Source organism: Rathayibacter festucae DSM 15932 (genome assembly GCF_004011135.1).
In the GTDB taxonomy this organism is placed as follows: Bacteria; Actinomycetota; Actinomycetes; order Actinomycetales; family Microbacteriaceae; genus Rathayibacter; species Rathayibacter festucae.
Genome location: NZ_CP028137.1, coordinates 3,733,677 through 3,759,037 on the forward strand (window position 1 = coordinate 3,733,677; position 25,361 = coordinate 3,759,037).

Genomic DNA, 25,361 nt, shown 5'->3' on the forward strand with positions numbered 1-25,361 from the left:
TCCGGTCGCCGCAGATCGGCGACTCGAAGAGGGGTACTGCGCGGACCGCGTGAGCGTTCATCCGCGCCGCGAGATTCTTCGCGGATCGGTGTGCGCCGTCGCGGCTGGGTCGTGAGCCGCGCTCCTGACTTCGATGCCGTGCGTCGGGGCTTTCGCGACGGCGGACGGCGCCCGGGCTTCGAGCTGTGATGGAGTAACGAGTCCGCCTGCCGCCTCGTCGGCTGGTGCGGCTCGTCCCGCGCGGCCGATTCGCCATGACGTCGACCGACACGGCCGCTCCTCACGCTGCCCAGAATCGAGGAACATGGTGACCCTTGCGATCGCGGCGCGCTTCGGCGGCGAGTCTGCTGTCGACCGGCACGAGTCCGGGCGCTCGACCGTCCAGCTGTCGGGCAGAGCGCGCAGTGAATCCGGCAAAGCCGACTTCATCGACAACAACCGGGCAGCGGGGGATGGTGCGTGAGCGCTGCATTCGTCTTCGTCGACGAATCCAAGGCGAAGGACTACGTGCTGATCGCAGTGGCGATCGACCCGCCTCGCGTCGCCGGATCTCGGCGCGCGGTCCGCTCGCTGCTCCTTCCCGGACAGCATCGCCTCCACATGAAGCAGGAGAACGAGTCGCGCAAACGGCTCCTCCTCGACACCTTCAGCGCGCTCGAGATCACAGTGACGATCTTCCGGGCTCCTCGCGGTCTCGGCAGTGAGGTCGTTCGACGCCGACGCTGCCTGGAGGAGCTCGTCAGCGTCGTCGGAGTGGCCGGAGGCAGGCTCTGTCTCGAGCGTGATGAGACGCTCGTCGCTCGGGACAAGCAGTGCCTGATCGAGGCGACACGCCGCGAGGGCAATGCCGGCACGCTCGAGTACTGGCACGAGTCTGCTGCCAGCGAGCCACTGCTCGCGATTCCGGATGCTGTGGGTTGGGCGTGGGCTCGCGGTGGCGACTGGCGGCGTCGCGCTCAGCCGATGATCGGCGAGGTGATCGACCTCAGGTCCTGAAAGCGCGAAACCCGAGCGCCGCGTCCATTCCGGACGGGTCTCGGGTTCACTTCCCGGGACTCATCGGCCCGGGCTGCCATGAGTGTACCTGTCAGTGGCTCGGGCGAGCAGGCCTGCAGGGGAGCATCGTCCCGATCTGTCGCGAGACGTCCGCGCCGAGAAGAAGGCCGCTCGAAGAGGTGTCTCGCAGACATCGAGAGCGAGGACGATGCCGTTGTGCGAGGGGCCAGAGCTCCTCGAGGGTCACTCCGGCGCGTCGGCCTTGTACACCTTCCGGAACGCGTCCTTGCGGGCGATCCTGCCGCCGCGGAACTCGTAGATGTCGCAGCCGCGGGTGACCTGGGGCTCGCCGTCGGGGCCGGTCCCGGTGAAGGACCAGGTGGCGGCGCCGCGCGTGCCGGCGATGAGGGGTTCGCCCTCCTCGTGCCGCTCCTGGCCGGTGTCGAAGGCGAGCATCAGCGCGAAGCCCTCGCGGACCTGCTCCTTCCCGGACCAGGTCCGGCCGGGCTCGGGGCCGACGGACGCGCCGTAGACGCAGTCGTCGGTGACGTGGCTCATCAGTTCCTCGAGGTCGTGGCGGGACCAGGCGTCGCTGAACGCCGCCAGCACCTCGGGCGTCATCTCGCTCGTGGGGTGGTCGGTCGACAGGGAATCGCTCATCGGTGAACTCCGGTCCTTCGAGTCGTGGACCGTCGTCGGTCGCCCTGCGACAGTGGCAGGCTCCGGGTCGCGGAGGCAACGTCCTCTAGCGGTCATGTCCGGAATCGGACGACCGGCGGTCGGCGAGGGGCGGTCGTGATCCGGCTGTGCGGTGACGCGGCGGCCGTTGGAGACCGCAGCGCGATCACTGCAGGACGAGTCCGACCAGCGGGGGCAGCACCAGGGTCGCCAGGCCCACGAGGACGCCGTGCGCCCCGACGCCCAGGGCGATCGCAGCGAGGATCCGCGGGCGTCCCGAGCGGACCACGCCGGCGACGCCGAGCCCGGTGGTGGCGGCGGCGAGGAGCAGCTGAACGAGGGCGATGCCCGTGAACAGCGCGCCGATGCTCGTCGCGTCGATGCCGTTGCCGTAGGCGAGCACCGGTATCGCGGTGGTGACCCCGGCGAGCAGGATCTGCGTCAGCGTCTGGACGACCGCGAGCAGGAAGCCGATCAGCCCGACCGTGTTGCGAGGACGACCCGGCGCGTCAGTGCGTGTCATCGTCGAAGCGTAGGGCGGAGCGGGCCCGCGGGTCGATCCCCGGGGGCGAGGGCTGGTGCTCCCGGCCGCAGTCCCCCGATGCGGCCGAGAGCACCTCGGCACCGACGTCCGTGTCGGTCCGCCCCGCGGCGTCGCCGGAGCCCCCACTCCTCGACCGCCCCTCCACAGTAGGTTTCCGGCGCGTTATTCGCCATCTGTCGTTTTGCGTCAGCGGGCCACTACCGCTCCTCCCTTCGTGCCCGCACACTGGGAGGAGGCTCGCGGAGAGCCGGCACGGTGAAGCGGCCTCCGGCGGGGCCGTGCTGCGAAGGAGCGTCCGATGATCGTGCGAGGTCCGCGATGAAGCCCGGTCGTGCGTGCGCTCTCGGCGGGGTGGCCGTCCTCCTCGCCGTCGGGATCGCGGGCTGCACGGCGTCGAGTCCGGAGGGCACCGCTCCGGACGGCACCGCTGCCGGCGGCACCGCGTCCGCCGGCCCCGTTCCGAGCGGCACCGCGAGCGCGACGACCACGCCCTCGGCGGTCGCCGAGGAGTGCGCGCTCGCCCCCACGTCCACCTTCGAGGTGCAGGACACGGTGACGGTGATCGTGGAGCTGACCGACGCGGGCACCGGCGCCTGCGTGCTGCAGGGCACTCCGGAGGTGACCTTCTTCGACGACGCCGGCGCCCCGGTGGACACCGTGGTCCAGGCGAGTTCCGGCGAGCAGTTCTCGGGGGAGCCGGTCACGGTCGAGCCGGGCGGGCACGCCTACCTCACGTTCCTCACCGACACCACCGGCTCGTGCGCGCCGACGGCCGCGACCGTCATGGTGCTCGCGGTCCCCGGCGCTCCGGGCACCACGCAGGTCGATCTCGGCTCGACGTCCTTCTGCCCGACCGCGGTCGACCTCCCGCCGCTGTCCTACCCCGTGACGCTGGAGCCCACGACGCTGGCCTGACCCGCGCCCGCGGCAGGCGTCAGACCGCCGCGAGGACCGCGCGGGCCGTCACCGCGTCGGTGACCAGCGCGTTGATCAGGGAGCCGCGGACCGCGCCGAGGATGCTCGGGGCCTTGTCGACGCCGACGGCGACGCCGACCGCGTGGGGGAGGGCGGCGAGGTCGGCGCGGGAGACGCGGACCATGCGCTCGCTGCCGGGGAACTCGACGGCGGAGCCGTCGGCGCGGAAGAAGTTGAGGCAGACGTCGCCGGCGGCCTCGTCGAAGAGGTGCCGGTCGCTGGGGAGGCCGGAGGAGAGCTCGTGGCGGGTGGCGGTCGGGGCGCCGATGCCGAGCAGGGCGCCCTTGGCGCTGCTCCAGAGGTCCATCACCTGGAGGAACGCGGGGTCGGCCTCGAGGCCGGAGCGCATCGCCGGGCTGGGCAGGGCCTGCGCGAAGAGGAAGCTGGAGCGGGCGCCGGTCGCGGCGGCGGCCATCCGGGTGATCTCGTTGGTCTGGAACCAGGACTGCGGCTCGGCCTGGCCGCCGACGGCGGGGACGATCGTCACTCCGGGCAGCGGCGGCAGCATCCCCGAGCTGGCCAGGTCGTGCACGGTGCGGCCGAGCGACATCAGCAGGGCGTCGCCGACGCCGAGCTGCATGTCGGGGAGGGCGGCGGCGACCGGGACCGCGAGGTCGCGGCCGAGGGTGGCGGCGTGCGTCACGGGGGCGAGGTGCACGGCGTTCAGGCCGAGCGCCTCGCGGAGGGCGTCGGCGAGACCGGTGTTCTCGTCGACGAAGGGGTCGATCACGCTGATCTGGACGAGGCCCAGGCGCCGGGCCTCGGCGATCAGGCGGCTGACCGTGGGCCGCGAGACGTCGAGCCGCGCGGCGATCTCGACCTGGGTCGCGTCCTCGAGGTAGTACATCCGCGCCGCCTGATAGACGACGTCGAGGGGGAACCTGACGGTGTCGGAGCGCCGGGGGGCGCTGGGCGGCGGAGTCACGTGCGTCATTGTGCCCTCTTCCTCGGCGTCGTGCAGGTCCCCTCCCCCTCCGCGAGATGCCACTTGTGAGCGCGACACGCCGTGAAAGGCGGTCATAAGTGGCATCTCGCGGAGGGGGGAGGGACGGGCGGGTTACTCGGAGAGGGTGAAGGGGGCCGTCATCTTGTCGACGTTGTCCTTCGTGATGAGGATGCAGTCGAAGGCCTGCTTCTCCTCCGAGGCGCCGGTCTCGCCGGTGCGAATGAAGGAGTCGGCCTGCTGGACGGCCTCCTTGGCGAAGGTCGCGACGGGCTGGAGCACGGTGTACTGCAGCTCGCCGGCCTTGATGGCGTCGACCGCGTCGGGCGAGCCGTCGAAGCCGCCGACCTTGACCTGCTCGAGCTTGCCGGCCTCCTTCAGCGCCGCGATCGCGCCGAGCGCCATCTCGTCGTTGCCGGAGATGACGCCGGTGACGTCCGGGTTGGCCTGCAGGATCGACTGCATCTTGTCGTGGCCCTCGGTCCGGTTCCAGTTGCCGACCTGGTTCGCGACCTCGACGAGGCCGGGGTACTGCGAGATCACGGTCGCGTAGCCGTTGGAGCGGGTCTGCGCGTTGTTGTCGGAGGGGGATCCGAACAGCTCCGCGTAGTTCGCGGTGTCGCCGACGTCGGCGACCCACTGCTGCGCGCCGAGGGCCGCGCCCTGGGCGTTGTTGGAGACGAGCTGCGCCTTCGCGAGGCCGGTCTCGTTGATCTCGGCGTTGACCAGGATCACGGGGATGCCCGCCGCGTCGGCCTTCTTGACGGCGCCGACCGAGCCGGAGGCGTTGGCCGGGTCGAGGATGATCGCGACCGACTTGTTGGTGATCGCGGTGTCGATCAGGGTGCTCTCGGTGTTGGTGTCGCCCTTCGAGGCGCCCACGTTGGCGGTGTAGCCGAGCGCCTCGGCCTCGGCCGACGCGACGTCGCCCTCGGTCTGCCAGTAGGGGTTGGCCGGGTCGTTGACGATGATCGAGATGAGGCCGCCCTCGGAGGCGCCGGGGGTGCCGGCGGCCTCTCCCGCGGTCCCCGCGTCGGAGGAGCATCCGGACAGGACGAGGGTGAGCCCCGCGCCCGCGGCGAGCACCGTTGCCAGCTTGCGGTTCATTGGTCTGTTCCTTTCACTGTGGTCCGATCGGCGGTGGCCGACCGAGGTCTTCTCTCGGGAGGCCGGCCTAGGCGGCCGGGGCGCCCGATGTCTGGGGGACGGGCGCCGGAGCGCCCGCGTCGGAGGCGGGCCGCGGGCCGGAGCCGCTCACGCCCTTGCGCGGCTTCCCGCGGTACTGCACCGCGTTCAGCAGGACCGCGAAGACGATCACCGCGCCGGTGAAGACGGTCTGCCAGTACGACGAGACGCCGATGATGACGAGGCCGTCGGAGAGGAAGCCGATGACGAACGCGCCGAGCAGCGTGCCGCGGACGGTGCCGACTCCGCCGGTGAGGGCCGCGCCGCCGATGACGACGGCGGCGATCGCGGTGAGCTCGTAGGAGCTGCCGGCGGTGGGGCTGGCGCTGGTGAGCTCGGAGGAGAGGATGAGGCCGGCGATCGAGGCGAACAGGCCCGAGAGCACGTAGACGCGGACCTTGACCCGCTTCACCGGCACGCCGGAGAGCTCCGAGGCGCGCTCGTTGCCGCCCGAGGCGTAGAGCCAGCGGCCGAACACGGTGCGGTTGAGCAGGAGGCTGACCACGATCGCGACGACGATCATGATCACGACGCCGATCGGCAGGCCGAGCAGGCGGTTGAAGCCGAGCCAGTCGAAGCCGGTGTTGCCGAGCTCGGGCTGCCCCGCGAGGTCGTTGTAGGTGAGGCCGTTCGTCATCAGCAGCCCGACGCCGCGGACGACGTAGAGCATGCCGAGGGTCGCGACGAACGGGGCGACCTTGAACCGGGCGACCAGGATCCCGTTGATCAGGCCGATCAGCGCGCCGGCCGCGCAGGAGAGCACGACCACGACCCAGAGCGCGGGGTAGAGGGTGCTCCCGCCGATCTGCACGCCCTGCATCAGGAAGCCCGCGATCACTCCCGAGAAGCCCAGCGTCGAGCCGACCGAGAGGTCGATGCCGCCGTTGAGGATCACCAGCAGCATGCCGATCGCGAGGATCGCGTAGACCGCCACGTGCGAGGACATCGTGAGGATGTTGCCGACGGTGAAGTAGTTGGGCGAGAGGATCGAGAACACGACGATGATCGCGATCAGCGCGAAGAACGCGCGCCCCTGCAGCAGCAGGCGGCCGAGGTCGAAACCGTCCTTGAAGAGCGCGGGGCGTCGCTGCCCGGTCGCGGTGGAGGTCATTGAGGGCTTCCGTTCCGTAGTGGTCACGAGATCACGGCCTCACCGGAGGCGGCCATGATGTCTTCTTTGGAGACGTCCGAGCCGAACTCGGCCGCGATCCGGCCTCGGCTCAGCACGATGATGCGGTGGGCGATGCTGAGGCACTCGCCGACCTCGGAGGTCGTGTAGACGACGGCCAGGCCGTCGCGGGCGCGCTCGGAGAGCAGCCGGAAGACCTCGGCCTTGGCGCCGATGTCGATGCCGCGGCTGGGCTCGTCGAGGAGGATCACGTCGGGCTGCGTGGCCAGCATCTTGCCGATGACGACCTTCTGCTGGTTGCCGCCGGAGAGCGAGCCGATCATCGCCTCGCCGCCGGCGGTCTTCACGTGCACGGTGCGGATCGAGTCGGTGACGAGGTCGACCTCGCGGCGGGGGGAGAGGAACAGCCCCTTCACGAAGGAGCCGATGCTCGCGAGCGAGAGGTTCCGGCCGACGGTCATGGTCTGCACCAGGCCGTCGCGCTGGCGGTCCTCGGGGACGAGGCCGAGGCCCGCGCCGATCCGCTCGGCGATCGACATCCCGGCCAGGTCCCGGCCGCTCTTCGAGATCGTGCCGGCGGTGACGGCGGTGCGGCCGGCGATCGCCTCGAGCAGCTCGGTGCGGCCGGCGCCCATCAGCCCGTAGAGGCAGACGATCTCGCCCTCGCGGACGTCGAGGTCGATGCGGTCGACCACGTCGCGACCGGGGATCGACGGGTCCGCGACGCTCACGCCGCGCACCGAGAGGGCGACGTCGCCGAACGGGTAGCCGGTGGGCGGCGAGCCGAGGTCGAAGCCCTCGCCGACCATCGCGCGGACGACCCAGGCGAGGTCGATGTCGGCGGCGACGGCGGTCGCGGTGACCGAGCCGTCGCGGAGGACGACGGCGTGGTCGGTGATCTCCAGCGCCTCCTCGAGGTGGTGCGAGATGTAGACGATGGAGACGCCGCGGGCGGTGAGGTCGTGGATGACGGTGAAGAGCACCTCGACCTCCGCGGCGCTGAGCGCGCTGGTCGGCTCGTCCATGATCAGGATCCGCGCGTCGACGGAGAGGGCGCGGGCGATCTCGATCAGCTGCTGCTGGCCGAGCCGCAGGTCGGCGACGAGGGTCAGCGGGTCGATGTCCTCGCCGAGCTCCTCGAGCACCGCGCGGGCCTGGCGCGCCTCCTCGGCGTAGTCGACGCCGGAGGGGCCGGTGATCTCGCGGCCGAGGAAGATGTTGTCGCGCACCGAGAGGTTCGGGGCGAGGCTCAGCTCCTGGTGGATGATCGAGACGCCGTGCTCGCGGGCGTCGACGGTGTCCTCGAAGGCGACCGCGGTGCCGTTCAGCACGATCTCGCCCGAGGTGGGCTGCTCGACGCCGGACAGGATCTTCATCAGCGTCGACTTGCCGGCGCCGTTCTCGCCGAAGAGCGTGGTGACCTGGCCGCGGTGCACCGAGAAGCCGACGCCCTTGAGCGCGCGGGTGGCGCCGTAGGTCTTGACCACGTCGACGGCCTCGAGGACGACCTCGCCGATGCCGGCGACCGGGGCCTCGGCGGTGCTCACTGGACCACCAGCTCGGACGGCGTGACGAGCCAGCCGGCCGGGTTGATCAGCTGGAACGCGCCGGTGACCTGGATCGTCTTCCCCTCGAGCGCGGTGGTGTCGACCGCGCCGAGCACGGTGGTCTTCAGCTGCTCGTTGAGGGCGCTCGCCGCGTCCTGGTAGTCGATCTGGTTGGTGAACTGGCCGAACTCGACGGTGCCGGTGGCGTCGCGGAGGTCGGTGCCGTTGATCGCGGGGCCGGTCTGCACGCGGATCAGGACGTCGCCGGGGACGCCCTCGACGGTCACGGGATAGATGCCGTTCTGGCCGGCGCCGACGGTGCCGGTGAAGGTGGTGGCGAACTCGGGGCCGGTGCCGCCGGGGACGCCGTACTCGGTCGCGGCCCCCGCGCTGTCGGCGGCGATCGCGGTGGCGAGGGTGGCGGCGTCGACCGCGCGGTCGGCGATGCCCTCCTGGATCACGGGGAAGTTCTCGGCGGCCCAGGACTCGGCCGAGAACTCGGCGGGTCCGGCGCCCAGGTCGGAGTCGGCGCCGACGACCTTGGTGCTGAACGCCATCGCGGCGAGGACGACCACGACGACCGCGGCGAGGATCAGGCGCTTCCGGGAGGCGCCGATCGGGGGCCTGCTCGTGGTGGGAGGGAGTGCACGCGTCATCGCGGTGTCCGTTCGCTGGTCGGGAGTGCTGGTCGTGGTGGTGCTCGTGACGGCGTCCCCCGGGGGCGGCTCCGTCGCTGCGAGAGGTGGGCGAACCCGCCTCCGGAGAAGAAATTATGTTCAACACAGAATTTCCGCAAGGGCCGCGACGGAATTGGCGGCAGATCGGCCACGTCCCGCAGAGAACAGAAATTCTGTTCTTGACAAGTGTTCTGGACGGGGTAGGTTCGGGAAGGCCGCGACGAAGCGGCCCCGCGAACCCCTCGGAGGCTTCCCATGACCATCACCACTCCTTCCCCGCAGACGGCCCCGCAGTCGCGGCACTCCGACGGCTCCCACGTGCCCGAGTCCATGCGCGCCGTCGTCGTGCACGGCCCGGAGGACTACCGCCTCGAGACCGTGCCCGTGCCGGTCCCCGCCGCCGGCGAGCTGCTGCTGCGCGTCGACGCGGTCGGCGTCTGCGCGAGCGACCTGAAGTGCTACCACGGCGCCGCCAAGTTCTGGGGCGACGAGAACCGCCCCGCCTGGGCCGAGCGCGACCGCATCGCGGGCCACGAGTTCGTCGGCACCGTCGTGGCCGGCGACGACGCGGCGCTCGCCAAGCGCGGCGTCGCGCTGGGCGACCGCATCGCCTGCGAGCAGATCGTGCCGTGCTGGGAGTGCCGCTACTGCCTGATGGGCGCCTACTGGATGTGCGGACCGCACGACATGTTCGGCTTCAAGGGCTTCGACGGCGCGATGGCCGAGTACGTGCTGGTCCCGACCCGCGCGCTCACCCACCCCGTCAGCCGCGACCTGGCCCCGCAGGTCGCCGCGTTCAGCGAGCCGCTGTCCTGCGCCATGCACGCGGTCGAGCGCGGCAGCATCCAGTTCGACGACGTCGTGGTCATCGCGGGTGCCGGCCCGATCGGCCTCGGCGCGATCGCGGGCACCCGCCAGAAGAACCCGAAGATGGTCATCGCGCTCGACATGAGCGACGAGAAGCTCGCGCTCGCCACCAAGGCCGGCGCCGACCTCGTCATCAACATCACGAAGCAGGACGCGGTCGCCGTCGTCAAGGAGCTCACCGGCGGCTACGGCGCCGACGTCTACATCGAGGCCACCGGTCACCCGTCCGCGGTCTCGCAGGGCCTCAACATCCTGCGCAAGCTCGGCACCTACGTCGAGTACTCCGTCTTCGGCTCGAACGCCTCGGTCGACTGGTCGATCATCAGCGACGACAAGGAGCTCAACGTCCTCGGCGCCCACCTCGGCCCGAACTGCTGGCCGGCCGCGATCAAGCTGCTCGAGAGCGGCGTCCTGCCGATGGACGAGATCTGCACGCACCAGTTCCCGCTCGAGCAGTTCCAGGAGGCGCTCGACCTCGTCGCCGACAGCCAGGGCGGCTCGGTCAAGGTCTCGATCGTCCCGTCGCTGACCGAGGCGGTCGTCGCGGCCGACGCTCGGAGCTGACCGGCATGACGACGATCTACGACGACCCCGACGAGTTCGCCGAGGATCAGCTCGCCGGCTTCCTCTCCCTCTACGCGGACCGCCTGCGCGGCGTGCCGGGCGGAGTGGTCGCGCACCGCACCGCGGGCGCGTCGCCGCAGGTGGCGGTCGTCATCGGCGGCGGCTCCGGGCACTACCCGGCGTTCAGCGGCACGGTCGGGCCGGGCCTCGCGACCGGAGCGGTGGTGGGCAACATCTTCACCTCGCCCTCGGCGGCGCAGGCGTACTCGGTGGCGAAGGCGGCCGATCAGGGCCGCGGAGTGGTGTTCAGCTTCGGCAACTACGCCGGCGACACGATGAACTTCGGCATCGCGGCCGAACGGCTGCGCAAGGAGGGGATCGACACCCGGATCGTCGTCGTCACGGACGACATCGCCTCGGCGGAGGAGATCGGGAAGCGCCGCGGGATCGCGGGCGACTTCCCGGTGTTCAAGGCGATGGGAGCGGCCGCCGCCGAGGGGCTGACCCTCGACGAGGTCGAGCGGGTCGGGAACGCGAGCAACGCGGCGACCCGCACGCTCGGCGTCGCGTTCTCGGGCTGCACGATGCCCGGTGCCGCGGAGCCGCTGTTCAGCGTGCCCGAGGGGCACCTGGGTCTCGGGCTCGGGATCCACGGCGAGCCCGGCATCCGGGACATCGAGCTGCTGCGCGCGGCGGAGCTGGCGGACCTGCTCGTCGACCGGCTGCTCGCGGACGTTCCCGAGGGTGCGAGGGCGGAGGGCGGCACGACGCGCGTCGCCCCGATCCTGAACGGGCTCGGCACCACGAAGTACGAGGAGCTCTTCCTGCTCTGGCGCCACGTCGCGCGCCGGCTGGAGGAGGCGGGGCTGCAGACGGTCGAGCCCGAGGTCGGCGAGCTGGTCACCAGCCTCGACATGGGCGGCGTCTCGCTGACACTGCAGTGGCTCGACGACGAGCTCGAGCGCTTCTGGCGCGCCGACGCCTACACGCCGGCCTACCGCCGGGTCGCGGCGCCGGTGGCGGCGCTGCTGGCGCACTCGGGCGAGGACGCGGCGGCGGGTGAGGAGGAGTCCGCTCCTTCCGCCACCGACGCCGCGGTGGGGCTGGGCAGGACGGTCCGCGCGGCGCTCGAGCGGATGCACGAGCTGCTGCAGCGCGAGGAGGAGACCCTCGGGCGGATCGACGCGGTGGCCGGCGACGGCGATCACGGCCGCGGGATGCTCAAGGGCATCGGCGCGGCGACCCGGCGCCTCGACCGGATCGAGGAGCGCGCGGGCGGTGCCTGGCTGCTGTCCCGCGCGGGGCAGTCCTGGGCGGAGCAGGCCGGCGGCACCTCCGGGGTGCTCTGGGGCGCGGCGCTCGAGGCGCTCGGCGCGTCACTCACCGACGGGCGCGAGGAGTACTCGGCGGCGGACGTCGTGGCCGGGGTCGACGCCTTCGCGGAGTCGATCGTCGATCTCGGGCGCGCGAGCGAGGGCGACAAGACGATGCTCGACGCGCTGCTGCCGTTCGCGCGCGTGCTGCGGGAGCGGGTGGCGGTCGGCTCGTCGCTGGTCGAGGCGTGGCGGGAGGCGGCGGGCGTCGCCGTCGAGCGCGCCGCGGCGACGGCGGACCTGCGGCCGAAGGTCGGCCGCGCACGACCCCTGGCCGAGAAGAGCCTGGGCACACCGGACGCGGGCGCGACGTCGATGGGGATGATCCTGACCGCGGTCGGCGACGTCCTCGCGGAGCGCACCGGTGCGGATGCAGCCACAGAAGCGCAAGCCACTGCAGAAGGAGGAGCAGCATGACCACCACCTATCGGGTCGTCGTCGGATCGGACGACGCGGGCCACGACTACAAGGAGGCGCTGAAGGCCGACCTGCTGAAGGACGACCGCGTCTCGCTGGTCACCGACGTCGGCGTCGACGCCGACAGCCACACCGACTATCCCGACATCGCGGTCACGGCCGCACGGATGATCGCCGACGGGTCCGCGGACCGCGCGATCCTGGTCTGCGGCACGGGCCTGGGCGTCGCGATCGCGGCGAACAAGGTGCCGGGGGTGCGCGCGGTGACGGCGCACGACTCCTACTCGGTGGAGCGGTCGGTGCTGTCGAACAACGCGCAGGTGCTCTGCCTGGGCCAGCGCGTGGTCGGGCTCGAGGTGGCGCGGCGGATGGCGCGGGAGTGGCTCGGCTACGAGTTCGACCCGTCGAGCGCGTCGGCGGGCAAGGTCGCGGCGATCTGCGGGTACGACGGGAGCGCGCCGGCGGGCGTGGACGCCTAGAGATCAGCCGCCTGCCCCGAGGTCCCGGCTCCGCTGCGCCAGGCGGTGCACGGTGGCGCGGGTCTCGGGGTAGAGCCGGCGGAAGTCGGCGTACAGCCCGTCGTAGAGCGCGGCGACGGCCGGATCGGGAACGAGGGTCGTCGCCGCGGGGTTCCACTCCTCGATGTCGACCTCGGTGACCAGGCCCGCCGCGAGCACGGCCGAGCCGTAGGCCGCGCCGACCGAGACCGTGGGGATCACCTGCTCCAGGCCGCAGACGTCGCTGACGATCTGCGGCCAGAGCTCGGCGGCGACCCCGCCGCCCGCGCCGACCAGCGCCTCGACGCGCACGCCGTGCTCGCCGAGCACCTCGAGATGGTGCCGGACGGCGAAGGCCGTGGCCTCGAGGACCGCGCGGTAGAGGTCGCCGCGGGTGGAGCCGACGCCGAGCCCGGCGATCACGCCGCGCGCGTCGGAGTCGGCGAACGGCGAGCGCTCGCCCGCGAAGTAGGGCAGCACGAGCAGCCCGCCGGCGCCCGGTCCGGACCGCGCGGCCTCGTCGAGCAGCTCGGCCCAGGAGGCGCCGGTCAGCCGGCGCAGCCAGTCGGTCACGGCGCCCGAGGTGGCCATGCCGCCGGCCGCGGTCGGCTCGCCCGGGGCGGCGCCGACCGTCGTCCACATTCCGCCGAGCGGGGTCGGGGCGGCCATCGGCGCGACCAGGAACATCGTCGTGCCGTACTGGAGGAACACCCGGCCCGGTCGGCGGCGACCGGCGCTGAGGCTCTCGGCCCAGGCGTCGATGGTGCCGAAGACCACCGGCACGCCGGTCGGCAGCCCCGTCGCGGCGGCGGCCTCGGGAGTGATGCGGCCGGCGGTCTCGCCGGGCCAGCCGAGGCGGGGGAGCGGCAGGCCGGGGGCGAGCAGGGCGGCCCACTCGTCGATCCACTCCTCGCGGGCGACGTCGTAGAGCGGCGTGCACTGGCTGGCGGAGTGGTGGTCGAGCACGTACTCGCCGGTGAGCAGCTCGACGATCCGCGAGGACGGCATCGTGAAGCGGGCGGCGCGGCGCCAGAGCTCCGGCTCGTGGCGGGCGACCCAGGCGAGCTTGACGCCCGCGGCCTGCGCCGAGAGCCCGGAGCCGGTGCGGGCGCGCATCGCCTCCTCGCCGCCGAGCAGCGCGGTGACCTCGTCGAGCATCCCGACGCTGCGGGTGTCGACGCCGTAGAGGATCGCGGGGCGGAGCTCGTCGCCGGCCGCGTCGGTGAGGAGCACGCACGGGCCCATGCCGCTGACGCCGACCGCGACGACGACCCCGTGCGGCGCGGCGGCGGTCAGCTCGGCGACGAGGCTGCGGAACTCGGCCCACCAGACGCCGGAGTCCATCTCGACCCAGCCCTGCCGCGGCCGGTCGACGACGTGCGCGCGGGCCGCCTCGGCGACGACCCGCCCGTCGAGGCCGACGAGGATCGCCTTCGTGCTGGACGTGCCGACGTCGACTCCGAGAACCACGTCCACGACTCGTCCTCCTGCTGGGCTGCACCGACCACCGACGCCCTCGAGCTTAGGGCGGCCGCCTGCGGCCCCCGGCGGGGACCTGGAGTGCCGGGAGGGGGGGGGCGTCAGCGGGGGCGGCACTCCAGGCTGAGCCAGAGCTCGAAGCAGGCGCTGCGGGAGAGGGCGGTGGCGCCGATGGAGGCGCGGCCCATGCGGCCGGCGTCGGGGCCGAAGACGTCGAGGAGGAGGTCGCTCGCGGCGTTCGAGACCTCGTTGAGGCGCTCGAAGCCGGGCGGGCAGAGCACGAAGCAGAGCCCGCGCGAGAGGGCGACGACCTCGTCGAGCGAGCCGAGGGCCGCGCGGATCATGCCGAGTGCGTTGACGGCGGTGTAGCGGGCCGCCTCCCGCGCCTGCTCGAGGGTGATGTCGACGCCGACCGCGCCCGGGTGCAGCAGGGCGCCGTCACGCGACTCCGGGGTGATGCCGCTGAGCTCGAGCAGGTCGCCGGTGCGGTGGAACGCCCGCAGGGTGCTGCCGCCGTAGCGCCCGCCGTAGGGAGGGTCGAGGTAGTCGGGGATCGCGAGGCCGAGCTCGCGGGCACGCTGCTCGGGGGAGTGCTGCTCGGCGGAGTGCTCAACGGCGGGGTGGCTCATTCCGCCAGCGTATCCGGCGGTAGCCAGAATGGATACAACCTGCGTACGATGGGATCCATTAAGGGGTCGGCGGTACGGCGACCGCGAGAAGGGACCTGCAGATGACGATCGGCCTCACCGGTGGCGCCCCCGCCCGGACGTCCATCGATGTGGCCGCCGAGCGCGCGCGCACCGCCGGAACCGCCGGCCGGCACTACTTCAACGCGGCCGGCGCGGGCCTGATGACCGACTCGGTCCTCGAGACGGTGATCGCGCACCTCCGCCTCGAGCAGCGGATCGGTGGCTACGAGGCCGCGAACGCGGTCGCCGACAGGGTCGACGCCGCCTACGTCGCCGCCGCCGCGCTGCTCGGCGCCGACGCCGACGAGATCGCCTTCTTCGACAGCGCGACCAGCGGCCTCCGCGCGATCTTCGACGCCCTCCGCCTCGGCGCCGGCGACACCGTGCTCGCCCCGCGCTCGAGCTACGTCAGCCAGGCGCTGCGGCTGCTCGCGCTCGAGCGCTACGACGGCGTCCGGCTGACGCTCCTCCCCAACGACTCCAGCGGCGGCCTCGACGTCGAGGCGCTCGAGAGCGCCCTCGCCACCGCGAGCGGCCGCACCGTGATCAGCGCCGTGCACGTCCCCACCTCCTCCGGACTCGTCGAGCCCGTCGCCGCGATCGGCGCGCTGGCCCGCCGCTACGGCGCGATCACGGTGCTCGACGCGACCCAGTCGGTCGGCCAGCTCGACATCGACGTCCGCGCGATCGGCTGCGACGCCCTCGTCACCACCGGCCGCAAGTTCCTCCGCGGGCCGCGCGGGACCGGGCTGGTCTTCCTCCGCCGCGGCCTGCTCGACGGCATCGGGGCCTGGGCGCCCGACGTGCGAGGCTCGCAGTGGACGAGCGAGCAGGAGTGGACGATGGACGGCACGGCGAGAGCCCTCGAGACCTGGGAGTCGTCGGTGGCCCTCCGCCTCGGACTCGGCGAGGCGCTGCGCGAGGCGCACGAGCGCGGCACGGCGGCGACCGAGGCGCACCTGGTGGCGCTCGGCGCCCGGCTGCGCACCGAGCTGTCCGCGATCGGCGGCGTCACCGTGGCGGATCCGCCCGTGTCGCCGTCCGGCATCGTCACCTTCACCGTCGACGGCGTCCCCGGCAAGACCGTCTCGGCGCGGCTGCGCGAGGCGGCCGTCGACTCGCTCGCGGTGCCCGCCTCGCACGCGCAGTGGGACCTCGGCGCGCGCGGCCTCGCGAGCGTCGTCCGGGTGTCGCCGCACGTCTACACCGACGAGTCGGACGTCGAGGCGCTGCTGACGGCAGTCGCGGGAGTGAGCTCATGACGGTCTCCGACGACACCGTGCACGACGCGATCGTCGTCGGCCTCGGGATCCACGGCTCCGCCACCGCCTTCGAGCTCGCCGTGCGCGGGCGCAGTGTGGTGGGGATCGAGCAGTTCGGCCCCGGTCACGTCCGCGGCTCGTCGCACGGCGCGACCCGGATGATCCGTCGCGCCTACCCGAGCCCGGTCTGGAACGACCTGGTCGACCGCGCCTTCCGCGGCTGGGACCGCTGGGCGGCCGCGGCCGGGGCGCCGTTCGTGCACCCGACCGGCGGCCTCTACGCGCACCGCGGCGAGGCGGCGCTGCAGGGCGGGCGCAGCCGGCCGGTGCCCGTGCCCGACACGTCCTTCGCTCCGCCCGCCGACTACGGCGTCGTCCACGACCCCGACGCCGGCGTCGTCGAGGCCGCCCGCGCGCTGGCCTTCGCGCAGTCCGCCGCGACCGCCGCCGGCGCCGAGCTGCGCTTCGACGAGGAGGTGCTCGACTGGAGCATCGACGACAGCGCCGGCGTCGTCACCGTCCGCACCTCCGCGGGCGAGCTGCGTGCGCGCCGCCTCGTCGTCTCCGGCGGCGCCTGGGTCGAGCGGCTGCTGCCCGAGACCGCCGGCTTCTTCGAGGTGCAGCGGATCCTCACCCTCACCGTCCCGGCCGGTCAGCGCGTCGCGCAGCCGCCGGCGCTCGGCTGCTTCTCCGTCGATCTGCCGGACGGTCTCGTCTTCGGCCTGCCCGAGGCGGCCGGCTCCGGCGCCAAGATCGGCGTCGACGCGGGGCCGGTCTGGGACCCGGCCGTCCCCGTCGCCCCGCCGACCGCGGCCGAGATCGCGCACCTCGAGAGCCTGCTCCGTCGCTTCGTCCCCGGGATCGACACCGCCGGCGGCGAGGCGGTCGCCTGCCTCTACACGATGACCCCCGACAAGCGCTTCGTCGTCGGCGCGCTGCCCGGTCGGCCCGAGGTGCTGGTCGCCGCGGCCTGCTCCGGCCACGGCTTCAAGTTCGGCCCCGCGATCGGCGAGGCGCTCGCCGATCTCGTCGACGGCGTCGACCGCCCCGACCTCGACTTCCTCAGCCCGGACCGGACGGTGACCGCATGACCTCCTCCCCGCCTCCCGCCCGCGTCGCCGTCGCGGCGCCGCACCCCGCCGCACTCGACGCCGCGGCCCGCGCCATCGCCGACGGCGGCGACGCGATCGACGCCGCGCTGGCCGCCGCGACCGCGCTCACCGTCGTGTACCCGCACCAGTGCGGGCTCGGCGGCGACCTGATCGCGCTGGTCCGCCGCCCCGGCGAGGACGTCGTCGCGGTGCTCTCGGCCGGAGCGGCGCCCGCCGGCATCGACGTCGCCGCGCTCTCCCGCGAGGAGCGGATGCCGCGCCAGGGCGCGCAGACCGTCACGATCCCCGGCGCGGTCGCCGGCTGGCGCGCGATCGCGGGTCTCGGCGGCCGCCTGGGCCTGGACACGCCCCTGCGCCGGGCCGCGGAGCTGGCCGCCGAGGGCTTCCCGATCTCCGCCGGACTCGGCCGCGCGATCGCCCTGCGCCGCGAGGAGCTGCTGGCCGACGAGGGCATGCGCGGCGTCTTCGGCGACGGCGACGGCGGGCTCCTCGGCGAGGGCGACCTGCTGGTGCAGCCCGCGCTGGCCGCCTCGCTGGCAGAGCTGGTCGACGACCCCGGAGCGTTCTACCGCGGCCGGATCGCCGACTCCCTCGCCGCGCGCCTGGCCGCCCTCGGCGGCGCGCACACCCCCGCCGACTTCGCGGCGCACGAGGCCGAGCTGGTCGAGCCCGCCGTCTCCCGCGAGGGCGGCGTGCGCTGGTGGGTGGCCCCGCCGCCCAGCCAGGGCGTGGTGTTGCTCGGCGTCCTGCCCGAGGCGCTCTCCGGCGACACGGCGCAGCTCGTCGAGGCGGTCCGCGACGCGGCGCTCGTGCGGCAGTCCGCGCTCGGCGACCCGCGCGGCGGAGCGATCGACGTCGCCGCCATGCTCGACCCCCGCTCCCTCTCGCGCGGCTCCTTGCCGCGGGCCGGCCGCGCGCTCGGCGACACGGTCGCGGTCACCGCGGCCGACACCGACGGCACGGTCGTCACCCTGATCCAGAGCGTCTACCAGCTCTTCGGCTCGGGAATCCTCGACCCGGGCACCGGCATCGTCCTGCACAACCGCGGCTCCGCCTTCAGCACCGACCCCGCGCACCCCGGCCGGGTCGGCCCGGGCCTGCGCCCGCCGCACACCCTGCTGCCGGTGATCGCCGAGAGCGACGGGCTGCTGCTCGGGCTCGGCTGCCAGGGCGGCAGCGCCCAGCCGTGGATCCTCGCCCAGCTCGTCCGCGAGCTGCTCGATCCCGCCGCGGATCCGGCCGCCGTGCTCGAGCGGCCGCGCTTCGTCGTCGGGGCGCGGGATCTCGGGCACGAGGAGCTGACGCTCGTGGCGGAGCCGGGGGTTCCCGCTGCGGTCGCTGCGGCGGGAGAGCTCGGGCTTCCGGTCGCTGAATCGTCCGGCCCGATCGACGAGGCCGGGCACGTGCAGCTCGTGCGGCTGCACCGCGACGGGCGGCTGGATGCCGCCAGCGATCCGCGGGCCGACGGCCGCGCGATCGTCGCGGGGGCGGGCTGACCGCTCTCTGCCGTCGCGGCCGGGAACCGCGCCCGCCTCGACGGACCGGCCCCGTCACTCCGCTCCTCTCTTCCTCCCTCTGAAGTCCCCCTCCTTCTGCACCTCTGACGCCCCGATCCGAAGGACCGCCATGAGCTCCACCACCAGCACCCTCACCACTCACTCGCACGTGCTCGACCCCCTCGCCGCCGCCGAGATCGCGTCCTTCGTCGCGGCCGTCCGCGCGAGCGACCGCATCGGCGCCCGCCCGCGCTTCTGGGGCATCAGCCTCGACGAGGAGAAGGCCCGCGGCATCGCGCCCGGCGGCGCCCGCCCCGTGCGCCTGGTCGTGCTCGACCCGGACGCCCGCGCCGCCTGGGAGGTGCGCGGCTGGACCGCCGGCCCCGACAGCCCCGCGATCGTCGAGGTCTGGACCGACGTCGACCACCGCCGCCCCGGCGTCTCCAGCGACGAGGCGCGCCTGATCGCCCAGGCCGCCCGCAACTCCCCGCTCCTGAAGGAGGCGCTCGCCCTCCGCGGCATCACCGACACCTCGCTGGTCTGGGTCGACCCGGAGTCGATCACCGGCTTCGTCCCCGACGACCTCGCCGACCGCCGCCTCAGCTGGGGCACGGTCTGGTACCGCGAGTTCCCCGAGGACAACGGCTACGCCCGCCCGGTCGCCGGCCTCGTGCCGATCCTCGACCTCGACACCCTCGAGGTGATCCGGATCGAGGACCACGGTGTGATCCCGATGGCGAGCGAGACCGGCGTCTACACCGCCGGCACCTGGGGCCCCGACCGCGAGGTGTCGAAGCTCGACATCGTGCAGGCCGACGGCCCCGGGTTCGCGATCGAGGGGCACCGCGTCGAGTGGCAGAACTGGTCGTTCCGGGTCGGCTTCAGCCACCGCGAGGGCCTCGTGCTGCACGAGCTGACCTACCGCGACGGCGACGTCGAGCGACCGGTGCTGGCGCGCGCCGCCGTCAACGAGATGTACGTGCCGTACCTCGACAGCGACCCGACCGCCTACCGCAAGAACTTCTTCGACTGGGGCGAGTACGGCGCCGGCCCGCTCACCGCGAGCCTCGAGCTCGGCTGCGACTGCCTCGGCGAGATCCGCTACTTCGACGTCGACTACCTCGACGGCCACGGCGAGCCGCAGACCATCGTCAACGGCATCTGCCTGCACGAGGAGGACGACTCGATCCTCTGGAAGCACGTGAACACCCGCACCGGTAGCGCCGAGGTGCGCCGCAGCCGCCGCCTGGTGATCTCGAGCTTCGCGACCGTCGCGAACTACGACTACGGCTTCTACTGGTCGCTGTACCAGGACGGCTCGGTCGAGCTCGAGGTGAAGCTGACCGGGCTGATGTCGGTGAGCGGCATCGCCGACGGCGAGTCGCCGCGCTCGGGGCGGATGGTCGCGCCGAACGTGCAGGCGCCGATCCACCAGCACTACTTCGCGGTGCGCCTCGACACCGCGATCGACGGCCCGCTCAACCGCCTGGTCGAGGTGCACGCCGAGGCCGACCCCGACGAGACGACCAACCCGTACGGCAACGCCTGCCTCGCCGTCGAGACGCCGCTGGCCTCGGAGTCGGTGGCCGCCCGCCGCGCCGACCCGTCGCGCGCGCTGCACTGGCGGATCGAGAGCGAGTCGGCGCAGAACCGCTACGGCGAGGCGACCGCCTACCGCCTCGCGCTGCAGAACACCGCGCAGCTCTACGCCCGCCCGGGCAGCGTCGTCGAGCGGAAGGCGCCCTTCGTCGGGCAGCACCTCTGGGCGAGCGCCTTCGACCCGGAGCAGCGCTTCATCGCCGGCGAGTACCCCAACCAGGGCGAGCTCGGCGACGACGGCGTGCACGTCTGGCAGCAGGCCGACCGCTCGCTCGAGAACGAGCGCCTCGTGCTCTGGCCGGTCCTCGGCGTGCACCACTTCCCGCGCCCGGAGCAGTGGCCGATCATGCCCGTCGACCGGATCAGCCTGCGGCTGGAGCCGGACGGGTTCTTCGACCGCAACCCGTCGCTGGACGTGCCGGCGTCGGAGTCGGCGCACTGCGCGCCGGGGGGCTCCGGTGAGGCGCACGCGTGCCACACGGACGCCGCGTCGGACGCCCACGCCGGGCACGAGCACGCGGAGCAGCAGCACGGGCACGAGGGCGGGCGCTGATGGCGGGCCTCGCCGCGCACCTCGCGGACAGCAGCGCCGTCGCGCTCGCCGCGGCCGTCGCCTCCCGCGAGGTCTCGGCCGTCGAGGTGATGCGCGCGCACCTGGAGCGGATCGAGGAGCGGAACCCCGCGATCCGCGCCGTCGTCTCGCAGCAGCCCGACTCGGTCTCGCTCGCCGCCGCGGAGGCCGCCGACCGGCGCACCGCCGAGGCGCTCGTGTCCGGCGAGCCGCTGCCACCGCTGCACGGCCTGCCGACCGCGGTGAAGGATCTGATGGACGTCGCCGGGTTCCCGACGACGAACGGCTCCGCCGCCTTCGCCGACGCCGCGCCCGCCGCGCACGACAGCGTGCTCGCGACGCTGCTCCGCGAGTCCGGCGCCCTGATCATCGGCAAGACCAACACGCCCGAGATGGGCCAGGGGGTGCTGACCTTCAACCCGGTCTTCGGCACCACCGTGAACCCGTGGGACCTCTCGCGGCACGCCGGCGGGTCGAGCGGAGGCGCGGCCGCCGCCCTCGCCGCGCGGATGCTGCCGATCGCCGACGGCTCCGACAGCGGCGGCAGCCTGCGCTACCCGGCCGCGTTCTGCAACGTCGTCGGCGTGCGGCCGAGCCCCGGGCGCGTGGCCAGCGGGCGCACCGGCAACGCCTGGACCCCGCACGGCGTGACCGGGCCCATGGCCCGCGACTCCGCCGACGCCGCCCTCTTCCTCGACGCGCTCTCGGTCGAGAAGAGCGTCTGGCCGCTGTCGTCGCTGCCGGTGCGCGCCGCGCGCCCGGTCGCGGTCGACGGCCTGCGGATCGCGTGGAGCGACGACGCCGGCGGGCTGCCGATCGACCCCGACGTGCGCGCCGTGCACGCCGCGTTCGCCGCGCAGCTCTCCGGACTCGGCGCCGTGCTCGACGCGGACGAGCCCGACTTCGCGGGCGCCGACGAGGCCTGGGAGACCATCGAGACCTTCGAGTTCTTCCTCGGCGGCCGGCACGCCGTCGACGCGGGCGCCACCGGCTTCCGCCCCGACTACGTCCGCAACGTCGAGCAGGGCCGAGCGATGTCGGCGACGCAGCTCGCCGACGCCTACGAGCGCCGCACCCGCCTCTTCCGCGACACCGCCCGCGTCCTCGAGACGCACGACGTGCTGATCCTGCCCGCGACCCCCGTCGTCGCGCCGCCCGCGGAGCTCGAGTGGGTGCCGTCCGTCGACGGCCACGACTTCGACCGCTACTTCACCTGGCAGATGCTCGCCAACCGCCTGACGCTCACCGCCCACCCGGTCGTCGTCACCTCGGCCGGCTTCACCCCCGACGGCCTCCCCGTCGGCGTCCAGGTCGTCGGCCGCCACGGCCGCGAGGCCCAGCTGCTGGCCGTGACCCGCGCCCTGGAGGAGGCGACGGGCTGGATCGCCCGCGCGCCCGCCACTCTCCAGAAGTTGCGGTAGTCGCGCGCCACTACCGTGACTTCCGGAGAGTCGCGGGGGCCGGGCGGCGACCCGCCGCGACCGGCGAGGGGATCGGCGCGCACAACATCAGCCAGAACGCACCGGCCTCCCCTGACAGCGGAGGCCCTCCTCTCTCAGCTGATGTTGTGCGGGCCACGATCGTCGAGGGAGCGACCGCGGCCGCCGCGTGGGACGATTCGGCGTCTGCGGATGTCGCGTCTCAGAAGTCGACGCCGACCCCCGCGAGCTCCTCGACCTGGCGCCAGAGCCGGCCGGCCGCGTCCGCCGGGGGAGCGGCGGTCCGGGTCGGCGGCGCGACGAGGACGGGCGCTCCCCGCAGTCGGCCCCGCGGGGAGACGTACTCGCCGCCCTGCAGCTGCGGATCGGTGAGCGCCCGCACGGCCGACCAGGCGGCGGTGTCCTTGCCCTGCGCCCACGGCGTGTACGGATTGCGCTGGTGAGGGGTCGTCGCGTCGCGGATCCCCGCGCGCTCCGGGGTCTTCGCGTCGACGCCCACTCCGGGCCGCGTGACGATCGACGCGACCGGGACGCCCGCGGCGCGCAGCCGGCGGTCGAGCTCGAAAGCCCAGATCTCGGTCGCCGTCTTGGCCTTCGTGTAGGCGCTGATGCCCACCCGCGGGACCCGGCGCAGGTCGTCCACCCGCATCGGGAACTGCTGCACGAAGCCCGTCGACGTGTGCACGATCCGGCTCCGGCCGCCGTGCTCGGCCGCGGTCGCCGCGAGTGCGGGCAGCAGCCGCGCGACCAGTCGCGCACTGGCGGCGACGTGCGTGCCGAGCAGCAGCGGCAGCCCGTCCTCGGTGACCGCGCGCGGGTCCATGCTCATCGCGCCGCCGTTGAGCAGGATCCCGTCGAGGCGCGGCAGCGCGGCCAGCTCCGCGGCGGCCCGGTCGACGGAGGCGGACGAGCCGAGCTCGAGCACGACCGTCCGGACCCGGGCGCGCGGGACCACGCCGCGGAGGGTGTTCGCCGCCCGCCGGAGCTTGCCCGCCGAGCGGGACGCCAGGACGACGTCCGCGCCAGCGCCCGCGAGCTGCTCGGCGGCGAAGTAGCCGATCCCGGCCGTCGCGCCGGTCGCGACGACGGTGCGCCCGGTCTGGTCGGGGAGTCGTGCGGCGTCCCAGATCGGTTGCTCGCCCATCGTGCGGTCCTCGTCTCTCGAAGCGGATGATCTATCCGCATCGGACGCTAGCACGAAACGGATGACTCATCCGCTTGCGTAGGATGGGGCGCATGGCAGTCCTCCGATCCGACGCCGCGCGGAGCCGCGCGCGCATCCTCGAGGTCGCGCGCACCCACGACCGCAGCACGCTCCGGCTGAACGAGGTCGCCCGCGAGGCCGGGGTCGGCGTCGCCACCGTCTACCGGCACTTCCCGACCGTCCACGCCCTCGTCGAGGCCCTCTCCGCCGACACCCTCGGGGCGATGCTCGCCGTCTCGCGCCGCGCCGCCGCGCTGCCCGACCCCGGCGCCGCCCTCGCCGTCTACCTCCGCGAGGCGCTCGACCTCCAGCTGTCCGACGGCGGTCTCCAGGCGGTGCTGCTCTCGCAGGAGGACGAGGCCGAGTCCGTCCGTGCGGCCAAGCGCGAGATCTTCGAGTCCTTCGCGACAGTGCTCGCGGCGGCGCGCACCGCGGGCGCCGTCCGCCCCGACCTCACGATCGATCACCTCGAGTACCTCGTCTGCGGCATCGAGCACGCGGTCCGCCTCGGCTCTCCCGCCGACCGGGCCGTGCTGCTCGACGTGCTGCTCGACGGCCTGCGGCCGCGCGCCGCTCGGCAGCCGTGACCTGAGACCCGACCGACCAGAGGAGCCGTCGTGCGCCACATCCCCCGGATCCGGCTCGACCGCCGCATCCCCGCCCCGCCGTTCACCGACGCGGAGGCTTCGGCCGCCTTCCACCGCTCCCTCGCGATCCACCTGGCCGAGCTCGGCCGCGCCTCCGGGGGACCGCACCCGGAGACCCTCGCGGTGTGCGCCCTGGTGAGCGCCGGCCGTGCGGATGCGTCGGCGCTCCCGACTCCGCTCGTGCTCGCGACTGCGCTGCGCACCTTCTTCCCCGCCGGTTGGACGCCCGTCTCCGTCGTCGAGGCCGCGCACGAGCTGCTGCCGTCGCGGGACCGGCACTGGTCGGTCGTGCGGGAGGACCGCCTCGCCTACGACGGCGACCCGCGCTGGTCCGCCCGCCGAGACTCCGCCGGCCGTTGGAGCGCCGAGTGGAACGAGCGCGGCACCGCGAGTCCGGACTTCACCGCCGAGGACGACGACGAGATGGTGCTGCACCTGATGGCGCACCTCACCGACCCGTTCCCCTACCCCTACGCCTGGTCGGGCACCGACGAGGAGTCCGCCCGCCGCCGCGCCGACGCCGCCGAGGTCGCCCGCGTCTTCGCGCTCGAGCGGCGGCTGCCCTACCTCGCGAGCTGGGCGCAGGACTGAGCTCAGGCGATCGGCCGGCGCGCGGCGACCTCGGCGGCCTGCGCGACTCCGGACCGCCACGGCACCCCGTGCCCCGGCAGCAGCACGTCCGCCCCGGTCGCCGCCAGCACCTCGAGCGACGCGAGCGAGACCGCCGTGTCCGCGGTCGCCGCCCGGGCGACCAGGTGCGGACCTGTCCGGGCCGAGTACGGGTCGAGCGTCACCAGGGCGTCACCGCCGATCACCGCCCCGCGCTCGGGCAGGTGCAGCGAGACGTGCCCGTCGGTGTGCCCGGGCGTCGCCAGCACGGCGGGCGAGCCGGGCACGTCGAGCACGGCACCCGGCTCCAGCGGCGTCGTGCCGGTGAGCGGAGGGACTCGCAGTGCCCCCGCCCGCGCCATCGCGCCCAGCACCGGAACGGCCGACGGGTGGCGCAGCGGGTACAGCAGCGGCGTGCGCTGCCGGCGGTAGGAGTAGGGATGCGCGGCGAGCCGGGCGTCGGCGGTGTGCAGCCACACCGGCACGCCGCGCTCGCGCAGCCGCCGCGCGAAGCCGAGGTGGTCGAAGTGCGCGTGCGTGAGCACCAGCGCGTCGATGTCGCTGAGCCCGCGGCCGAGGACGTTCAGCGTCCGGAGGAGGTGCGGCCAGGTCCCGGGCAGTCCCGCGTCGACGACGGTCAGCCGCCCGCCCTCCTCCAGCAGGAACACGTTGGTGAAGGCGTGCTCGATCCGATGCACCCCCTCGACCTCGTGCCGGTGAAGGCTCGGGCCCCCGCGCCGCCGCCCGCCCGTGTACCCGCTCATGCTGCCTCCTGCTCGTCCCTGACCGGGCGCTCACCCGGATCCGACGAAGGTAGGACGCCCCACCCAGCGCGCATCAGGGCGTTGACAGCCCGTGCTGA

24 protein-coding genes are annotated in these 25,361 nt (G+C 73.6%); 13 read left to right on the forward strand and 11 right to left on the reverse strand.

The window, feature by feature from the left end; translation table 11 throughout:
- The first annotated feature begins 304 nt into the window (after positions 1–304).
- Both C1I64_RS20220 and C1I64_RS17015 read left to right on the forward strand, forming a co-directional pair.
- The gene (locus C1I64_RS20220; RefSeq protein WP_164874577.1) at positions 305–463 is read left to right on the forward strand and encodes a hypothetical protein; all 159 of its coding nucleotides are present in this window, start codon (positions 305–307) and stop codon (positions 461–463) included.
- Positions 460–996, forward strand: coding sequence for a hypothetical protein (locus C1I64_RS17015; RefSeq protein WP_127888028.1), 537 nt, complete (start codon positions 460–462; stop codon positions 994–996). The genes C1I64_RS20220 and C1I64_RS17015 overlap by 4 nt, the downstream gene beginning before the upstream one ends.
- 243 nt (positions 997–1,239) lie before the next feature.
- On the opposite strand, the gene C1I64_RS17020 is transcribed toward C1I64_RS17015, so the two are convergent.
- Together C1I64_RS17020 and C1I64_RS17025 are read right to left on the reverse strand one after the other, a co-directional pair.
- The gene (locus C1I64_RS17020) at positions 1,240–1,656 is read right to left on the reverse strand and encodes a nuclear transport factor 2 family protein (protein WP_164874578.1); all 417 of its coding nucleotides are present in this window, start codon (positions 1,654–1,656) and stop codon (positions 1,240–1,242) included.
- A gap of 184 nt (positions 1,657–1,840) precedes the next feature.
- Positions 1,841–2,197, reverse strand: coding sequence for a hypothetical protein (locus C1I64_RS17025; protein ID WP_127888030.1), 357 nt, complete (start codon positions 2,195–2,197; stop codon positions 1,841–1,843).
- 339 nt (positions 2,198–2,536) lie between these two features.
- Between C1I64_RS17025 and C1I64_RS17030 the strand changes: the two genes are divergently transcribed.
- The gene (locus C1I64_RS17030; RefSeq protein WP_127888031.1) at positions 2,537–3,133 is read left to right on the forward strand and encodes a DUF4232 domain-containing protein; all 597 of its coding nucleotides are present in this window, start codon (positions 2,537–2,539) and stop codon (positions 3,131–3,133) included.
- 19 nt (positions 3,134–3,152) lie between these two features.
- Here C1I64_RS17030 and C1I64_RS17035 read toward each other — a convergent pair whose 3' ends face one another.
- From C1I64_RS17035 to C1I64_RS17055, 5 genes are all read right to left on the reverse strand, one after another.
- A complete protein-coding gene (locus C1I64_RS17035; RefSeq protein ID WP_208645154.1) occupies positions 3,153–4,118 on the reverse strand; it encodes a sugar-binding transcriptional regulator in 966 nt (321 codons plus the stop codon).
- 132 nt (positions 4,119–4,250) lie between these two features.
- Positions 4,251–5,243, reverse strand: coding sequence for a D-ribose ABC transporter substrate-binding protein (locus tag C1I64_RS17040; protein WP_123447404.1), 993 nt, complete (start codon positions 5,241–5,243; stop codon positions 4,251–4,253).
- Between the two features lie 67 nt (positions 5,244–5,310).
- The gene (locus C1I64_RS17045) at positions 5,311–6,432 is read right to left on the reverse strand and encodes an ABC transporter permease (protein WP_127888033.1); all 1,122 of its coding nucleotides are present in this window, start codon (positions 6,430–6,432) and stop codon (positions 5,311–5,313) included.
- 23 nt (positions 6,433–6,455) lie between these two features.
- Positions 6,456–7,997, reverse strand: a complete 1,542-nt coding sequence (locus C1I64_RS17050) for a sugar ABC transporter ATP-binding protein (protein WP_123447406.1) — start codon at positions 7,995–7,997, stop codon at positions 6,456–6,458.
- On the reverse strand, positions 7,994–8,653 hold the full coding sequence (locus C1I64_RS17055) for a DUF2291 family protein (protein ID WP_123705917.1): 660 nt from the start codon (positions 8,651–8,653) through the stop codon (positions 7,994–7,996). The genes C1I64_RS17050 and C1I64_RS17055 overlap by 4 nt, the downstream gene beginning before the upstream one ends.
- A 276-nt stretch (positions 8,654–8,929) precedes the next feature.
- Here C1I64_RS17055 and C1I64_RS17060 point away from each other — a divergent pair, with 276 nt between their 5' ends.
- From C1I64_RS17060 to C1I64_RS17070, 3 genes are read left to right on the forward strand one after another with little or no spacing between them, the layout of a single operon-like run.
- Positions 8,930–10,105 (forward strand): zinc-binding dehydrogenase, encoded by a 1,176-nt coding sequence (locus C1I64_RS17060; RefSeq protein WP_127888034.1) that lies wholly within the window; start codon positions 8,930–8,932, stop codon positions 10,103–10,105.
- 5 nt (positions 10,106–10,110) lie between these two features.
- Positions 10,111–11,895, forward strand: a complete 1,785-nt coding sequence (locus C1I64_RS17065) for a dihydroxyacetone kinase family protein (protein WP_127888035.1) — start codon at positions 10,111–10,113, stop codon at positions 11,893–11,895.
- Positions 11,892–12,374 (forward strand): ribose-5-phosphate isomerase, encoded by a 483-nt coding sequence (locus C1I64_RS17070; RefSeq protein ID WP_127888036.1) that lies wholly within the window; start codon positions 11,892–11,894, stop codon positions 12,372–12,374. Before C1I64_RS17065 ends, C1I64_RS17070 begins: the two co-directional genes overlap by 4 nt.
- A gap of 3 nt (positions 12,375–12,377) precedes the next feature.
- On the opposite strand, the gene C1I64_RS17075 is transcribed toward C1I64_RS17070, so the two are convergent.
- Both C1I64_RS17075 and C1I64_RS17080 read right to left on the reverse strand, forming a co-directional pair.
- Complete coding sequence (locus tag C1I64_RS17075) at positions 12,378–13,868, reverse strand: FGGY-family carbohydrate kinase (RefSeq protein ID WP_127888037.1); 1,491 nt, start codon at positions 13,866–13,868, stop codon at positions 12,378–12,380.
- Between the two features lie 104 nt (positions 13,869–13,972).
- Positions 13,973–14,500, reverse strand: a complete 528-nt coding sequence (locus tag C1I64_RS17080) for a RidA family protein (protein ID WP_127888038.1) — start codon at positions 14,498–14,500, stop codon at positions 13,973–13,975.
- Positions 14,501–14,601: 101 nt separating this feature from the next.
- Here C1I64_RS17080 and C1I64_RS20400 point away from each other — a divergent pair, with 101 nt between their 5' ends.
- The 5 genes from C1I64_RS20400 (at position 14,602) to C1I64_RS17100 (ending at position 22,021) form a co-directional block, all read left to right on the forward strand.
- Positions 14,602–15,822 (forward strand): aminotransferase class V-fold PLP-dependent enzyme, encoded by a 1,221-nt coding sequence (locus C1I64_RS20400; RefSeq protein ID WP_208645155.1) that lies wholly within the window; start codon positions 14,602–14,604, stop codon positions 15,820–15,822.
- Positions 15,819–16,913, forward strand: coding sequence for an FAD-dependent oxidoreductase (locus C1I64_RS20405; protein ID WP_208645156.1), 1,095 nt, complete (start codon positions 15,819–15,821; stop codon positions 16,911–16,913). The genes C1I64_RS20400 and C1I64_RS20405 overlap by 4 nt, the downstream gene beginning before the upstream one ends.
- Complete coding sequence (locus C1I64_RS17090) at positions 16,910–18,430, forward strand: gamma-glutamyltransferase (protein ID WP_127888039.1); 1,521 nt, start codon at positions 16,910–16,912, stop codon at positions 18,428–18,430. The genes C1I64_RS20405 and C1I64_RS17090 overlap by 4 nt, the downstream gene beginning before the upstream one ends.
- Positions 18,431–18,560: 130 nt before the next feature.
- Positions 18,561–20,582 carry a primary-amine oxidase gene (locus tag C1I64_RS17095; RefSeq protein ID WP_127888040.1) on the forward strand — a complete coding sequence of 674 codons (2,022 nt, stop codon included), beginning with the start codon at positions 18,561–18,563 and terminating at the stop codon, positions 20,580–20,582.
- Positions 20,582–22,021 carry an amidase gene (locus C1I64_RS17100; protein WP_127888041.1) on the forward strand — a complete coding sequence of 480 codons (1,440 nt, stop codon included), beginning with the start codon at positions 20,582–20,584 and terminating at the stop codon, positions 22,019–22,021. The genes C1I64_RS17095 and C1I64_RS17100 overlap by 1 nt, the downstream gene beginning before the upstream one ends.
- A gap of 220 nt (positions 22,022–22,241) precedes the next feature.
- On the opposite strand, the gene C1I64_RS17105 is transcribed toward C1I64_RS17100, so the two are convergent.
- Positions 22,242–23,183: an SDR family NAD(P)-dependent oxidoreductase gene (locus tag C1I64_RS17105; protein WP_127888042.1), complete on the reverse strand. Its 942-nt coding sequence runs from the start codon at positions 23,181–23,183 to the stop codon at positions 22,242–22,244.
- 92 nt (positions 23,184–23,275) lie between these two features.
- Here C1I64_RS17105 and C1I64_RS17110 point away from each other — a divergent pair, with 92 nt between their 5' ends.
- Both C1I64_RS17110 and C1I64_RS17115 read left to right on the forward strand, forming a co-directional pair.
- Positions 23,276–23,830 carry a TetR/AcrR family transcriptional regulator gene (locus C1I64_RS17110; protein WP_127888043.1) on the forward strand — a complete coding sequence of 185 codons (555 nt, stop codon included), beginning with the start codon at positions 23,276–23,278 and terminating at the stop codon, positions 23,828–23,830.
- 30 nt (positions 23,831–23,860) lie between these two features.
- Positions 23,861–24,481 carry a hypothetical protein gene (locus C1I64_RS17115; RefSeq protein WP_127888044.1) on the forward strand — a complete coding sequence of 207 codons (621 nt, stop codon included), beginning with the start codon at positions 23,861–23,863 and terminating at the stop codon, positions 24,479–24,481.
- A 2-nt stretch (positions 24,482–24,483) separates the two neighbouring features.
- Here C1I64_RS17115 and C1I64_RS17120 read toward each other — a convergent pair whose 3' ends face one another.
- Entirely contained in the window at positions 24,484–25,263 is a 780-nt protein-coding gene (locus C1I64_RS17120) for an MBL fold metallo-hydrolase (protein ID WP_127888045.1), read from the reverse strand.
- Between the last annotated feature and the right edge of the window lie 98 nt (positions 25,264–25,361).